This window comes from uncultured Sneathiella sp., from assembly GCF_963973085.1.
In the GTDB taxonomy this organism is placed as follows: Bacteria; Pseudomonadota; Alphaproteobacteria; order Sneathiellales; family Sneathiellaceae; genus Sneathiella.
The window spans coordinates 397,372-410,787 of record NZ_CAXAXA010000002.1 but is presented as its reverse complement, the minus strand read 5'-3'; the positions used below and the strand labels follow the sequence as shown (position 1 = coordinate 410,787).

The 13,416-nt window shown below is 58.4% G+C and carries 13 protein-coding genes; 8 read left to right on the top strand and 5 right to left on the bottom strand.

Annotated elements, in window-relative coordinates:
• Nucleotides 1-2 precede the first annotated feature (2 nt).
• Entirely contained in the window at nucleotides 3-2,231 is a 2,229-nt protein-coding gene (gene parC / locus AACZ19_RS06130; protein WP_339632105.1) for a DNA topoisomerase IV subunit A, read from the bottom strand.
• 42 nt (nucleotides 2,232-2,273) lie between these two features.
• Nucleotides 2,274-3,062: a DNA repair protein RecO gene (recO, locus tag AACZ19_RS06125; protein WP_339632104.1), complete on the bottom strand. Its 789-nt coding sequence runs from the start codon at nucleotides 3,060-3,062 to the stop codon at nucleotides 2,274-2,276.
• 109 nt (nucleotides 3,063-3,171) lie between these two features.
• Here recO and AACZ19_RS06120 point away from each other — a divergent pair, with 109 nt between their 5' ends.
• Entirely contained in the window at nucleotides 3,172-3,489 is a 318-nt protein-coding gene (locus AACZ19_RS06120; RefSeq protein WP_339632103.1) for a hypothetical protein, read from the top strand.
• A 343-nt stretch (nucleotides 3,490-3,832) separates the two neighbouring features.
• Nucleotides 3,833-4,555 (top strand): hypothetical protein, encoded by a 723-nt coding sequence (locus tag AACZ19_RS06115; RefSeq protein ID WP_339632102.1) that lies wholly within the window; start codon nucleotides 3,833-3,835, stop codon nucleotides 4,553-4,555.
• A gap of 50 nt (nucleotides 4,556-4,605) precedes the next feature.
• Here the strand turns inward: AACZ19_RS06115 and gatB are convergent, their stop codons facing one another.
• Genes gatB through gatC form a run of 3 tightly spaced genes read right to left on the bottom strand, consistent with a single transcriptional unit; the run spans nucleotide 4,606 to nucleotide 7,827 of the window.
• Nucleotides 4,606-6,060, bottom strand: coding sequence for an Asp-tRNA(Asn)/Glu-tRNA(Gln) amidotransferase subunit GatB (gatB, locus tag AACZ19_RS06110; RefSeq protein WP_339632101.1), 1,455 nt, complete (start codon nucleotides 6,058-6,060; stop codon nucleotides 4,606-4,608).
• A gap of 1 nt (nucleotide 6,061) precedes the next feature.
• Nucleotides 6,062-7,540, bottom strand: a complete 1,479-nt coding sequence (gene gatA / locus AACZ19_RS06105) for an Asp-tRNA(Asn)/Glu-tRNA(Gln) amidotransferase subunit GatA (RefSeq protein ID WP_339632100.1) — start codon at nucleotides 7,538-7,540, stop codon at nucleotides 6,062-6,064.
• Complete coding sequence (gene gatC, locus AACZ19_RS06100) at nucleotides 7,540-7,827, bottom strand: Asp-tRNA(Asn)/Glu-tRNA(Gln) amidotransferase subunit GatC (RefSeq protein ID WP_339632099.1); 288 nt, start codon at nucleotides 7,825-7,827, stop codon at nucleotides 7,540-7,542. Before gatC ends, gatA begins: the two co-directional genes overlap by 1 nt.
• A 107-nt stretch (nucleotides 7,828-7,934) precedes the next feature.
• Here gatC and ruvX point away from each other — a divergent pair, with 107 nt between their 5' ends.
• From ruvX to dprA, 6 genes are all read left to right on the top strand, one after another.
• On the top strand, nucleotides 7,935-8,393 hold the full coding sequence (ruvX, locus tag AACZ19_RS06095) for a Holliday junction resolvase RuvX (protein ID WP_339632098.1): 459 nt from the start codon (nucleotides 7,935-7,937) through the stop codon (nucleotides 8,391-8,393).
• A gap of 56 nt (nucleotides 8,394-8,449) precedes the next feature.
• On the top strand, nucleotides 8,450-9,397 hold the full coding sequence (locus AACZ19_RS06090; RefSeq protein ID WP_339632097.1) for an aspartate carbamoyltransferase catalytic subunit: 948 nt from the start codon (nucleotides 8,450-8,452) through the stop codon (nucleotides 9,395-9,397).
• Entirely contained in the window at nucleotides 9,394-10,686 is a 1,293-nt protein-coding gene (gene pyrC / locus AACZ19_RS06085; protein ID WP_339632096.1) for a dihydroorotase, read from the top strand. Before AACZ19_RS06090 ends, pyrC begins: the two co-directional genes overlap by 4 nt.
• Nucleotides 10,687-10,697: 11 nt before the next feature.
• Nucleotides 10,698-11,351, top strand: a complete 654-nt coding sequence (plsY, locus tag AACZ19_RS06080) for a glycerol-3-phosphate 1-O-acyltransferase PlsY (RefSeq protein WP_339632095.1) — start codon at nucleotides 10,698-10,700, stop codon at nucleotides 11,349-11,351.
• A 64-nt stretch (nucleotides 11,352-11,415) separates the two neighbouring features.
• On the top strand, nucleotides 11,416-12,168 hold the full coding sequence (locus AACZ19_RS06075; protein ID WP_339632094.1) for a hypothetical protein: 753 nt from the start codon (nucleotides 11,416-11,418) through the stop codon (nucleotides 12,166-12,168).
• A 29-nt stretch (nucleotides 12,169-12,197) separates the two neighbouring features.
• Complete coding sequence (gene dprA / locus AACZ19_RS06070) at nucleotides 12,198-13,373, top strand: DNA-processing protein DprA (protein WP_339632093.1); 1,176 nt, start codon at nucleotides 12,198-12,200, stop codon at nucleotides 13,371-13,373.
• Nucleotides 13,374-13,416 lie beyond the last annotated feature (43 nt).

Here is a 13,416-nt window from a genome sequence, read left to right as displayed (position 1 = left end):
GCCTAGCTGAATTTATTGTTCTTGTTGAACCCTCTCGGTGGGAGCCTTCCGGCGTTGGCCCGGCGCGTGTACCAACCGGTCAGATCGGTTTCCGTGCGGGTCCGCTCTCCTGATTTCCAGGTGAGCCCCTCTTCTTTGGTGAAGGTTTTGATATCGGACAGCCCGCCATCCTTGTAGCGTTGCAGGGTAACCCCGCGCCCGCGAGCCATCTCGCCAATTTCCTCCAGCGCGAAGCAGTTGAGCCGTCGGTTTTCGCCGATCACCGCGACGCTGTCGCCTTCCACATCGACGCAGAACGCCGCCTCGACATCACCGGAGACGTTGAGAACCTGCTTGCCATTGCGGGTCTGGGCGATGACGCTGTTCTCATCGACGGTGAAGCCGCGTCCGTCACTTGAGGCGACCAGCAGCTTCCGGCCCGGCTTGTGTACAAACAACGAGACAATGTCCTGATCATTACCAAGGTCGATCATCAGCCGCACCGGCTCCCCATGGCCGCGTCCGCGCGGGAGCTTGTCGCAGCCGATGGTGTAGAACCGGCCATTGGTGGCAAACAGAACCAGCTTGTCCGTCGTCTCCGCCGTGATCCAGAAACGACCCCGGTCGCCGTCCTTGTATTTCTCGGATCCGTTTTCTTCCGCATGCCCCTTGAGCGCCCGGATCCAGCCCTTCTCGGAACAGATAATAGTAATCGGCTCCTTCTCAATCATGGCTTCAAGCGGCATATCCGGAAGCTCCTGCGCTTCGCCGATGCGGGTGCGGCGCTCAGAAATTTCCGGCAGCTTTTGCAGTGCCTTCTTCATGTCGCGGATTTCTTCTGAAATCGCGGCGCGACGTAATTCCTCATCGCCGAGCAAGGCTTCCAGCCCAGATTTCTCCTCGCTTAGTTTGTCATGCTCGGTCCGAAGTTCCATCTCCTCCAGCTTGCGGAGTGACCGGAGCCGCATGTTTAGGATCGCCTCAGCCTGATTCTCAGTGAGTTTGAAAGTGTCGATCAGGCTTTGCTTGGGATGGTCCTCCTCGCGGATAATCCGGATCACCTCATCAAGATTAAGGAAGACGATGAGATAACCATCCAGCACTTCCAGCCTCGCCTCAATCTTGCCAAGGCGGTGCTTTGAGCGGCGGACAAGTACCTCGAACCGGTGATCGAGGAAGGCGAGCAGCACGTCGCGCAGGCTCATCACCCGCGGCGTCTGGGTCGCGTCCAGCACATTCATGTTGAGCGAAAAGCGGTTTTCAAGATCGGTCAGGCGGAACAGCCCCTGCATCAGCATATCTGCTTCGATATTTTTGCTGCGTGGCTCCAGCACGAGGCGCACATCTTCCGCCGATTCGTCGCGCACATCGGCGAGGAACGGCAGCTTCTTGGTCTGGATCAGTTCGGCAATCCGCTCGATCAGCTTGCTTTTCTGCACCTGATAGGGAATTTCGGTGACAACGATCTGATAGGTGCCGCGTCCAAGGTCTTCAACTTCCCATGTTGCGCGTTGACGGAAACTGCCGCGCCCGGTGAGATAGGCTTCCCGCATACTCTCCGGTTTCTCGACCAATTCGCCACCAGTCGGGAAATCGGGCCCGGGAATAAATTCCATCAGCTTGTCGATCCCCGCATTCGGGAACTTGATTAGATGCAGGAGCGCGTTGGCAAGCTCGGTGGCGTTATGCGGCGGGATCGAGGTCGCCATGCCCACCGCGATCCCGGCGGAGCCATTGGCAAGCAGGTTAGGAAAGGCGGAGGGAAGCACGACCGGCTCCGATTCTTCCCCGTCATAGGTCGGGCGGAAATCGACGGTATCCTGATCGATATCACGGAGCAACATCTCAGCGATCACCGTCATCCGGGCTTCGGTATACCGCATCGCAGCGGCATTATCCCCGTCGATATTGCCAAAATTGCCCTGCCCCTCAACCAACGTGTAGCGCTGCGCAAATTCCTGCGCGAGCCTGACAAGCGCGTCATAGACCGACTGATCGCCATGGGGATGATATTTACCGATCACATCGCCGACAACACGGGCGCATTTCTTGAAACCGGAACCGGGATCCAGCTTCAGCATCCGCATGGCGTAGAGAAGGCGCCGGTGCACCGGCTTCAGCCCGTCACGCACATCGGGAAGGGAACGGGACATGATGGTGGACATCGCATAGGCGAGATAGCGCTCGCTTATGGCGTCCTTCAGCGAGGTTGGAACGATCTCGCCGGGTCTGATCGGGGAATGGTCACTCATGCCCCCTATATACCACCTGATTTTCGTTTGAGGAGGGAAAATTTAAGTGGGATCATTTTCCCGCGATTTTTCTTTCAATTCCGGTGCATACCGACGTTTCAACACCGTCATCATCCGCCCGCGCGCCGACAGATGAACGCCCGGATGATGCTCGCTGATGAATTTCTCGACGAAGTAACCGGTGAGCATAAGCCCGTCGAGTATATCCCCGGGCGACACCTCCTCCCCCGCGTCCTCATCCAATTTGCGGGCGCGGAGAAATCCGGGGAGCGGAAGAAGCTTGTCATGGTAGGGCGCGCCCGCCTCCCGGCTGACCGCCCGTCCCGATTTCGGCGAGACATAAACAAGCCCCGACGTCGCCCCCGTTGCCGCACAGGATGACAGGTCAAGGCCGTAACCGATCTCTCCCAGCAGTCCCAGCTCCCACCGGGCGAGTAGGAGCGGCCAGATGTCCGGCGCATCGGCCAGCGCATCAAAGAGCAGCAGCGTTGCCTTATACAGTGTGGCATGGGCCTCGCGCTCCGGCAGGACGATATCGAGCAGGGACAGCGCCGAGCTTCCGCCCGCAAGCGCGCCCGGCGTATCGAACAGCATGCTGGCCCGGGATTTCCGGGCCTCAACGGTGAAAGAGCCGAGCTGGTCGGCAAGACGGCTGCGCCAGGTCAGCTCCACCTCGTTGCCGGGCTGCAGGATACCGCGCAGGCGGCGACCCACCCCACCACGTACCAGACCGGCATAGCGCCCTTTTTCACGGGAAAAGGCATGGATAATCACGCTGTTTTCGCCATGTTTGCGCACGCTGAGAATGAGGCCGCTGTCTGTCCATTGCATTTTTTAAGCCTATCAGACCGGCGCGCCGATCAGAACAGAATTCGCCCGCAATTTTCTCACAAGCCATGCCTCACGTGCGTCCCACAAGGGAAAAAAAGAGGAAGGAAATATGCCCTTGGAAACCCACATCGCACTGATCAGCACCATCGATAACAAAGATCTCCAGTATCAGGCGCTGGAAACCGAGGGAATCGAATGGCCATGCCCGCCGCCGGAGGTCCTCACGCCGTTCAAATATCACCGCTGCAAATGCAGCGGACCGACATCGGGCTATCAGATCGCGCTTAAATATGACGGTCTGATCTGCCGCATCGATGTAACAGCTTGGGGGATCACCTACCGCAAGTCGACACCGACTTATCAGGATATGGAGATTATCCAGATCACCGACAGCTCCCCCTACCGGCTTGAAATCGTCATGATCTGAGTCCGCGGGAAATTATATTGCACTTGCGAAATAAATCGATTAATCCATTGATTTAAATCAATGCTGCATATGCGAAATGATGCCATTTGGGGGCTGGAAGTTCATATTTTATGTCGGTTTAAAGGATAAATTCATGTCCCTTCGCAAGTCCAAGTCACGTGGCGAGCTAATGTCCCAGGCCAGAGAGGCCGCCTATATCTTCATCTTTCCGGTGCTGATGCTGATCTGGGCCGTACAGTCTTACGTGTGATAGGATTTTGGTCTCACAGGTTCCGTCCCCAGTCGTCTGAAGAATAGCGCTGAGCGAGCGTTTTTCTTTTTTCGATCAAAGACGGAGATTTTCATGACCATCCCTCACCCGTACTGGACAAACTATGGCCATTACCCGCCAACAGCTCCAGATGCCAACCCGCATAATCCCCTGAATCTGCCGGACCGTTATTTTCCAACGCTCGGCCATCCGGGCTATCATCCGGGGAACCATCATCCGGCCCACCCCTATATGGGTCCCCCCCATTACCCAGCACTCGCGCCGCAACATCCGGTGCACCCACATTATCCACCGCTCGTCGATCATGTGACCCATGCGGGTCCCGGGCATGATATCTACAGCTATCCTCACCCCTACCAGAGGTTTGAGCAGCATCCGGCAGCGGCACATCATCATCCGGTGACAACGCATCATGTGCAGCACCATCATTATCATCACACACATAACCATCGACATCTGCACCAGGGCCTCACCTTGCATATCCGCATGATCACGGTCAGCGAGGATATCACCAAGGTCCACTGGATCTGGCATGTGACGGACGACGGTGGAACACTCGTTAAAAGCACGACGAAGATTCACGAAACTTTCGAAGAATGTATTGCCGATATCGCCGGACATGCGGAGGTGAAAATTCTCGCCGAGCATGAGGATTATACCAAGAAAAGCTGGGTCTGGCAGATCAGCGACCACACGGGCCACGTCATCAAAACCTCCGCCGTCATTCACAAGACGATCGATAAATGCATCGCGGATGTGCGCCATCATGGCGCTTCCTTGACGAGCGCAGCTTAGGGAAAATGCCGGATGCGGCGAGATAACCCCGCCGCATCGCGCCCTGATAACTATCCGTCGAGCTTGGGTTTCAAGATGCCGGTGACAACGCCGGGGTTGGCTTTGCCCTGCGTCGCCTTCATCACCTGTCCCATGAAGAAGCCGAACAGCTTGTCCTTGCCGCCGCGATATTCCGCGACCTTGTCCGGATTGGCCGCGATCACCTCGTCAATCGCCGCCTCGATCGCGCCGGTATCGGAGACCTGCTTAAGGCCTTTTTCCTCGACAATATCGGCGGCTTTCTTGCCGGTATCGAACATCTCCTCGAAGACTTCTTTCGCAATCCGGTTGGAGATCGTGCCATCCGAGATCAGATCGATGAGTTCGCCCAGCGCCGTCGCTTCGACCGGGCTTTCGGACAGGTCCTTACCCGTGCGGTTCAGCTGGCCGAAGAGTTCCCCGATCACCCAGTTGGCGGCGAGTTTTGCTTCACGCCCTTCGGCCACCGCCTCAAAATAATCGGCGACTTCCTTCTCCGTTACCAGCACGCTGGCGTCATAGGGAGACAGACCCATCTCATTGATAAAGCGCGTCTTTTTGTCATCCGGTAATTCCGGTAGGGTCGCGCGGATGGCCTCGATAAACGCATCGTCGAACTTTAGTGGCAACAGATCGGGGTCCGGAAAATAACGATAGTCATGCGCCTCTTCCTTGGAGCGCATGGATCGGGTCTCTCCCTTGTCCGGATCATAGAGCCGGGTTTCCTGATCGACAGTGCCGCCCGCTTCAAGAATATCCACCTGACGGTTGGCTTCATAGATGATGGCCTGCTGCATGAAGCGCACGGAGTTGATGTTCTTCATTTCGCAGCGTGTGCCAAACTCCTCCCCGGCTTTGCGCACCGAGACATTGACATCGGCCCGCATCGAGCCTTCGTCCATATTGCCATCGCAACTGCCAAGATAGCGGACGATACTGCGGATTTTCTTCACATAGGCCGCTGCTTCCTCCGGCGAGCGCATGTCCGGTTCCGACACGATCTCCATCAGCGGCACACCGGAGCGGTTGAGATCGACAAAGGTCTGGTTCGGGCTCTGGTCATGCAGGCTCTTGCCCGCATCCTGCTCCAAATGCAGGCGGGTGATCCCGATCTCGCGGGTTTCTCCGTCTTTCAAGTCAATGAGGATCTTGCCCTCCCCGACGATCGGCTGGAGATACTGGCTGATCTGGTAGCCCTGCGGCAGGTCGGCATAGAAATAGTTCTTGCGGTCGAAGACCGAGAATTTGTTGATCTTCGCGTTGAGGCCAAGACCGGTGCGCACGGCCTGTTCCACCGCCATCTCGTTGATCACCGGAAGCATGCCCGGCATCGCTGCATCGACGAAGGACACCTGGCTGTTGGGCTCCGCCCCGTATTCAGCGGAAGAACCCGAAAAAAGCTTTGATTTGCTGGTCACCTGCGCATGAATTTCGAGGCCGATCACAACCTCCCAATCACCGGTGGCGCCCTGAATAATCATTCCCATCTTATCCCCTCCACCAGTCGGTCGGCGTGGCGGTAAAGCCCGCCGCCTCTTCCAGTACGCCCGCCGCGCGAAACACGGTTTCTTCATCGAACGGTCGGCCCAGCAGCTGAAGCCCCAGCGGCAGCCCCTCTTCCGACAGACCTGCCGGAACGGAAATACCCGGTAACCCGGCCAGGCTGGCGGGGACGGTGAACACATCGTTCAGATACATCGCAAGTGGATCGTCACTCTTCTCGCCGAAGCTGAAGGCCGCGGACGGCGCGGTCGGCGTCAGGATGACATCGACGTTTTTATAGGCGTCGCGGAAATCATCGGCGATGCGGGTACGGACTTTCTGGGCCTTCAGGTAATAGGCGTCGTAATACCCGGCGGAAAGCGCATAGGTCCCAATCAACAAGCGCCGTTTCACCTCATCGCCGAAACCTTCGGCGCGGGTGCTTGCGTACATATCGTTGAGGTCCTTGCCCTCGACCCGGAGGCCGAAGCGCACCCCGTCATAGCGCGCCAGGTTGCTGGAGGCTTCGGCGGGCGCGATGATATAATAGGCGGGCAGTGCATATTTCGTATGCGGCAGGCTGATCTCGACGATTTCCGCCCCGGCGGCCTTCATCCAGTCGATGCCCTTCTGCCACAGCGTATCGATTTCCGGGCTCATCGCATCGGTGCGGTATTCCTTCGGGATGCCGACTTTCAGCCCACGGATATCGCCGGTCAGCGCCGCTTCGAAATTCGGCACCGGCATATCGACGCTGGTGCTGTCTTTGGGATCGAATCCGGCCATAGCCTCCAGCATAATCGCGGTATCACGCACGCTGCGGGCCATCGGTCCCGGCTGATCGAGGCTGGACGCAAAGGCGACGACACCCCACCGTGAACAACGGCCATAGGTCGGCTTGATTCCGACAATGCCGGTAAAGGACGCGGGCTGGCGAATGGAACCACCAGTATCCGTGCCCGTCGCGCCCATGGCGCTAAAGGACGCGACGGCGCTTGCCGAACCGCCGGAGGAACCACCCGGCACGAGGTCGCGATTATCGCCTTCGCGGCGCCAAGGATTGACCACATTGCCGTAATAACTGGTCTCGTTTGAGGACCCCATGGCGAATTCATCAAGATTGACCTTGCCCAGCATCACCGCGCCCGCTTTCCAGAGGTTCGCGGTTACCGTGGATTCGTATCGCGGTTTGAACCCGTCGAGAATATGCGAGGCAGCGGTCGTAAGTACATCTTCGGTGCAGAACAGATCCTTGATAGCAAGCGGAATGCCTTCAAGCTTCCCGGCCTCCCCCTTCGCGCGACGCGCATCCGACTCGGTGGCAGCCTCGACGGCCTGCTCCGGTGTTTCGGTAATATAGGCGTTCAGCGGCTTCGCGGCCACCATCGCCGTGATATGGGCGGCGGCCAACTCGCGTGCGGAAAAATCGCCAGCATTGAGGCCGTCCCGAGCGGCGGCAATCCCCAGCATCGTCAGATCACTCATTATTCAATCACCTTCGGCACGGCAAAAAAGCCGTCTTCACGGCTGGGAGCATTGGCAACCACATCCTCGACATAACCGCCGTCAGTCACCTCATCTGCGCGCCAGCGCAGACTCATTTCCGCAACCGAGGTCATCGGCTCGACATTCTCGGTATCAACTTCACCGAGCTGCTCAACCCAGCCCAGGATGTTATTGAGTTCGGCCGCCATCGGTTCGAGGTCTTCTTCCTCGATCTTAATGCGGGCCAGATTGGCTACTTTCGCCACAGTGGCTTTATCAAGCGACATCTGTCACCCTTTGCTATAATAAGGAGCTTTCCGGAAGGTCGGCCCGGGATCGTCTCCAATTTGAAAACAGGCACCAAACCGACATTGGCTGCAAATTAGCGTAAGCAATGCTCCTCGGCAACCCCACCTATTTGAAACATCTTGTCCCCAAGGACGCGCGGCTTCTGGGCATGGACCCCGGCACAAAGACAATCGGCCTGGCCGTCTCCGATGCCGCCCTGAAAATAGGCACGCCCCTTATGACAATCAAGCGAACAAAGTTCAAGGCGGATGCGGGGGAAATCGGCAAAATTATCGAGTCATGGAAAATCGGTGGCTTCGTCATTGGCCTGCCGCTCAATATGGACGGCAGTGAAGGCCCAAGGTGCCAGTCGATTCGCCAGTTCCAGAAAAATCTGGAGGAATATTTCGACCTGCCGATGTGTTTCTGGGACGAGCGCCTTTCCACCGTTGCTGTAACCCGCACCATGCTGGACGCCGACGCGTCGCGGAAAAAGCGGGCGAAAGCAGTGGATAAAATGGCCGCCGCCTATGTCCTGCAGGGCGCGCTCGACGCCATGCGCTAAAAAAATCATCTTGCGCTTGCCCGGCCCTCGTTCCGTCGCTATACAGTTGGCTTTTAATGACAAATACAGATTCCATACGATTTGCCCATACGCATCTCCTTGATATCGCGCGGCTCAACGCGGCCGATATCAATCAGATTCTCACTCTCGCGGAACATTACGCCGAACTCACCCGGACCCCGAACAAGAAGCAGGACCTGCTCCGCGGCAAGACGCAGATCAATCTCTTCTTTGAAAATTCAACGCGGACGCGCACCTCGTTCGAGCTGGCGGGCATGCGCCTCGGTGCCGATGTGATCAATATGTCCGTTGGCAACAGCTCCGTGAAGAAAGGCGAAACGCTGATCGACACGGCGATGACCCTCAACGCCATGCACCCGGACGTACTGGTGATCCGCCATGGCGATTCGGGCGCGCCGCATCTGCTCGCGCAGAAAGTCGATTGCGCCGTGATCAACGGCGGCGACGGCAGCCATGAACATCCAACCCAAGCTCTTCTCGATGCCCTGACCATCAAGCGCCGCAAAGGACGGCTGGAAGGTTTGATCGTCGCCATCTGCGGCGATATCCAGCATAGCCGCGTCGCCCGCTCCAACATCGCGCTTTTGAATATCATGGGCGCGCGGGTGCGCATCGTCGGGCCGACGACGCTGATCCCTTCCAACGCCGCGAAACTGGGCGTGGAGGTCTATAACAAGATGTCCGAGGGACTGAAGGATGCCGATATCGTCATGATGCTGCGGTTGCAGACGGAACGGATGCAGGGCTCCTTCGTGCCGTCGATCCGCGAGTATTTCCATTTCTTCGGGCTGAACGCACAAAAGCTCGCCGTCGCCAAGCCCGACGCGCTGATCATGCATCCGGGGCCGATGAACCGGGGTGTCGAAATCGATAGTGAGATTGCAGACGACCTGAATATCAGCGCCATTTCGGAGCAGGTGGAGATGGGGGTCGCTGTACGCATGGCCTGCCTCGACCTGTTGACACGGGAGGGCGCGCCATGACGGGACCGGTGCATGCCCTGATCAACGCCCGCCTGCTCGACCCGGCAACGAATACGGATGTCATGGGCGGCGTGCTGATCAAAAACGGAACCATTCTTGACTGGGGCAACCATATCACGGCGGAGGCCCTGCCGGACGGCGCAAGCGCCGAAGATTGCGGCGGGCATTGCCTCGCTCCCGGTCTCGTCGATGCCCATGCCTATCTGTGCGAGCCCGGCAAGGAGCATCGCGAAACCATGGCGACCGCCGGACTGGCGGCAGCCGCGGGCGGGGTGACCACCATCAACGCCTTCCCTGCGACCGAACCGGTGATTGACGATCCAGCACTGGTTGAAATGATCCGGCGGCGGGCCAAATCCACTTGTCCGGTCAATGTATGTATTACTGGCGCCCTCACCAAAGGCTTGAACGGCGAGGAAATGGCGGAGTTCGGTCTGCTGCAGGAGGCTGGCGTCGTCGCTGTCAGCGACGGGCAGTTCGCGATCCAGAACATTAATCTGATGCGCCGCGCGCTTGCCTATGCCAGCATGTTCGACCTGCCGATCATCGTCCATGCCGAAGATCCGGCACTGGCGGCGGGCGGTGTCATTACCGGCGGGCGCACCGCAACCTTCATGGGACTCAAATCCATCCCTTCCTGCGCCGAGGCGATTTTGGTGGAACGCGATATCCGGCTGGTAAAAATGACTGGTGCACGCTGGCATGCGGCCCATCTCAGCACCCGGGACGCTCTCGATACCATCCGCCGTGCGAAAAATGACGGGCTGAACGTCACCGCCGGAACCGCGCCGCATTATCACGCGCTCAACGATCTGGAGCTTGGCGAATACCGCACCTTCGCCCGCGTCTCGCCGCCGCTCCGGGAGGAGGAGGAACGCCTTGCCGTGATCGAGGCGATCAGGGACGGCACCATCGATGTCATCTCATCCCAGCACCTACCCCAAAGCGCCGACAGCAAGCGCGTGCCGTTTGCGCAGGCGAAGCCGGGGGTGATCGGGCTGGAGACGATGCTGCCGGTCAGCCTGCGGCTCTATCATAACGGCGATGTCAATTTGCTCAGGCTTCTCCATACCATGACGGCCGCCCCGGCGGAACTGCTCGGCCTGGAAGCGGGACGACTCCGAATGGGCGCGGACGCCGATATCATCCTTTTCGATACGGAACGGCCCTGGCAGGTGGACGGTGACCTGCTCAAGTCAAAATCCAAGAACACCGCGTTCGACGGCCATTTGCTACAAGGCCGCGTCCTCAAGACGTTCGTGCGCGGCACCCCCGTTTTTGAGCTATAGGAGGGAATGATTTGCCCGATCCGCTTGGTGATTTCAGCCTGACCTGGCCTTTTTACGCTGCCGCCCTCATCGGTTATCTGATCGGCTCCATTCCGTTTGGGTTGGTGCTCACTAAAATGGCCGGGTTCGGCGATGTTCGGAAAATCGGATCGGGCAATATCGGCGCGACCAATGTCCTCCGGACCGGCAACAAAGGCCTCGCACTCGCCACGCTTCTTCTCGATGGTGGCAAGGGCGCCGTTGTCGTCATCCTCGCCAACATCTTCTTCACACAGGACTATGCGGTGCTGGCCGGTAGTGGTGCCTTCATCGGCCATCTCTTCCCGATCTGGCTGAAATTCAAGGGCGGCAAGGGCGTCGCCACCTTTATCGGCGTTATGCTGGCGCTGAGCTGGCCCGCCGGGCTTGCCGTCGCGCTGACCTGGCTGCTGACGGCGCTGGTTTTCCGCATGTCCTCCCTCTCGGCGCTTGTCGCCGCCGCGCTCGCGCCCGTCTATATCTATCTTTTGAAGACCAACCTGCCGATCGGCGGCGTCTTTTACGGCGATACCCAGCGCGTCGAAGTCGCCTTCTTCATGGCGGTGCTGATCTTTATCCGACACCGCGAGAATATTGCCCGTCTCCTGAAAGGAAAAGAGCCGAAAATCGGCAAAAAGAAATCCTGACCACAGGTTGAATATATTTTCCTCACCACTTACTTAAAAGGGAAACTATGGTGGGGAGAGGACAATGGACACCGCCGGGAAACCACATAGCGCAGATGAAAATATCCGCCGCCTGAGAAAGTTGCAGCAGGATGCACAACTCGCCTTTCGCGAGCAGATCACCCGTCACAGGGCCGAGGTTGTGGCCCGGCAGAACGATTTCCGGGAGAATTTCCCACCACCGATGGCCGCGTCCGCGCCCCCTGCTCCCCCCGAAAGCGATCCTGACGAGATAGCCGGACCGACGGAGATATCGGAACCGTCTGCACCCACCGAGAGTGATGGGGCATTCTCCGATCTGGTCTTTCTGGAGGAGGCAACGAAAATGCCGACCTCCCTTGCACCGGAAGACGCACTACAGGAGGACGCCTTGCCAGAAGAGAAAACTGACCATCCGGAAACAGTCCGCTCACCGTCGAGAGTGGAAAGCGACCGTCTTGCCCGGCGCCGCGGCCATCGAATGCGCACCCGCCGCACGCCACCCGCCACCATGAGAACGCGGGAGAGAGCGGAGCCGGAACCCGATCATCCGGCGCCGAAAGCGACATCCGCTCCGCCGCCGTCAGAGCCGGAGGAGGAGCTGAGCGTCGAGGAACAGAAAGTCCTTGATGAGATCGAGATTTTCGAAGCCCTGTGGCAAAAGAAAGATGCCAGCGAGACCCCGCCACCATCTCCGCCTTCTTCGCAGACCGGCAAAAAAAGCCGATCGTTCTTCGGCGGGATTTTTGACCTGTCACCACAATTTTCAGACGATCGGACAGACGGCTGGGAAGATTAAATCTGGCAGAAACTTCCTAAACGCGCAGAATGTCGCATAAAATTCAATTGACGCGATTGGCGGACTTCTGCCATCTTCCACCGATGGATGAAAAACGTGAACTCTCATCTGATGAACGTCTGGCCTGGCTCCGCCTGATCCGGTCGGAAAACGTCGGACCGATTACCTTTTTCCAGTTACTGGGCCGATTTAAAACGGCGCAGAACGCCCTTGATGCCCTGCCCGAGCTTGCCCGCAAGGGCGGACGAAAAAAGCCGATCCGCATCTGCCCGCTGGCTGAAGCGAAACGGGAGGCAGAAGCGGTGTCCGCATTTGGCGGACGATTGTTGGCAGCCTGCGAACCCGACTACCCCCCGGCCCTTCGCATGATTGCCGACCCGCCACCGGTCATTTCGATCAAGGGGCATGCGCAGCTTCTCAATCGCGATATTTTGGCCGTTGTCGGCGCCCGTAATTCCTCTGCCGTCGCCATCCGGCTGACGCAGGAAATCGCGGGGAGTTTGAGCCAGGAAAATATTGTCATTGCCTCTGGCCTTGCCCGCGGGATTGATACGGCGGCGCATCAGGCATCGCTTACCGGCGGCACCATTGCGGTTGTCGGCGGCGGAATCGACTATCCTTACCCGCGGGAGAACAAGGCACTGCAGGAACAGATATATGAGCAGGGCTGCGTCATCGCCGAGCAACCCTTCGCCATTGTCCCGCAGGCCCGGCATTTCCCTCGCCGCAACCGGATTATCTCCGGTATGGCGCTCGGCGTCCTGGTGGTTGAGGCATCGCCAAGATCGGGGTCCCTGATCACGGCGCGCATGGCGCTGGAGCAGGGTCGGGAAATTTTTGCAGTACCTGGCTCCCCGATGGACCCGCGCGCCCGGGGCACCAACAATCTGATCCGGAGCGGCGCAATTCTGACGGAAAGCGCCGATGATATTCTGGAAGCACTCCAAAGCATCCGCACGCGACCGTTGAAGGAGCCGGACCAACCCCTTTTACCCTTTGGCGATCCCGTGCAGCCCGAAGAGCAGGAACTCGACCGGGTGCGCCCGAATGTCCTGGAATTTCTTAGCCCTACGCCCGTCGCAATCGACGAAATCGTCCGCCTGACAAATCAGCCGCCTGCAGTGGTTTTAACGATTTTACTTGAACTCGAACTAGCAGGCAGAATAGAACGCCATTTCGGAAACAGGGTTTCCATCGTGCCATAGCGTCTCTATATAGGACGGAATGGCGGCCGTGTGTATGGCCCTT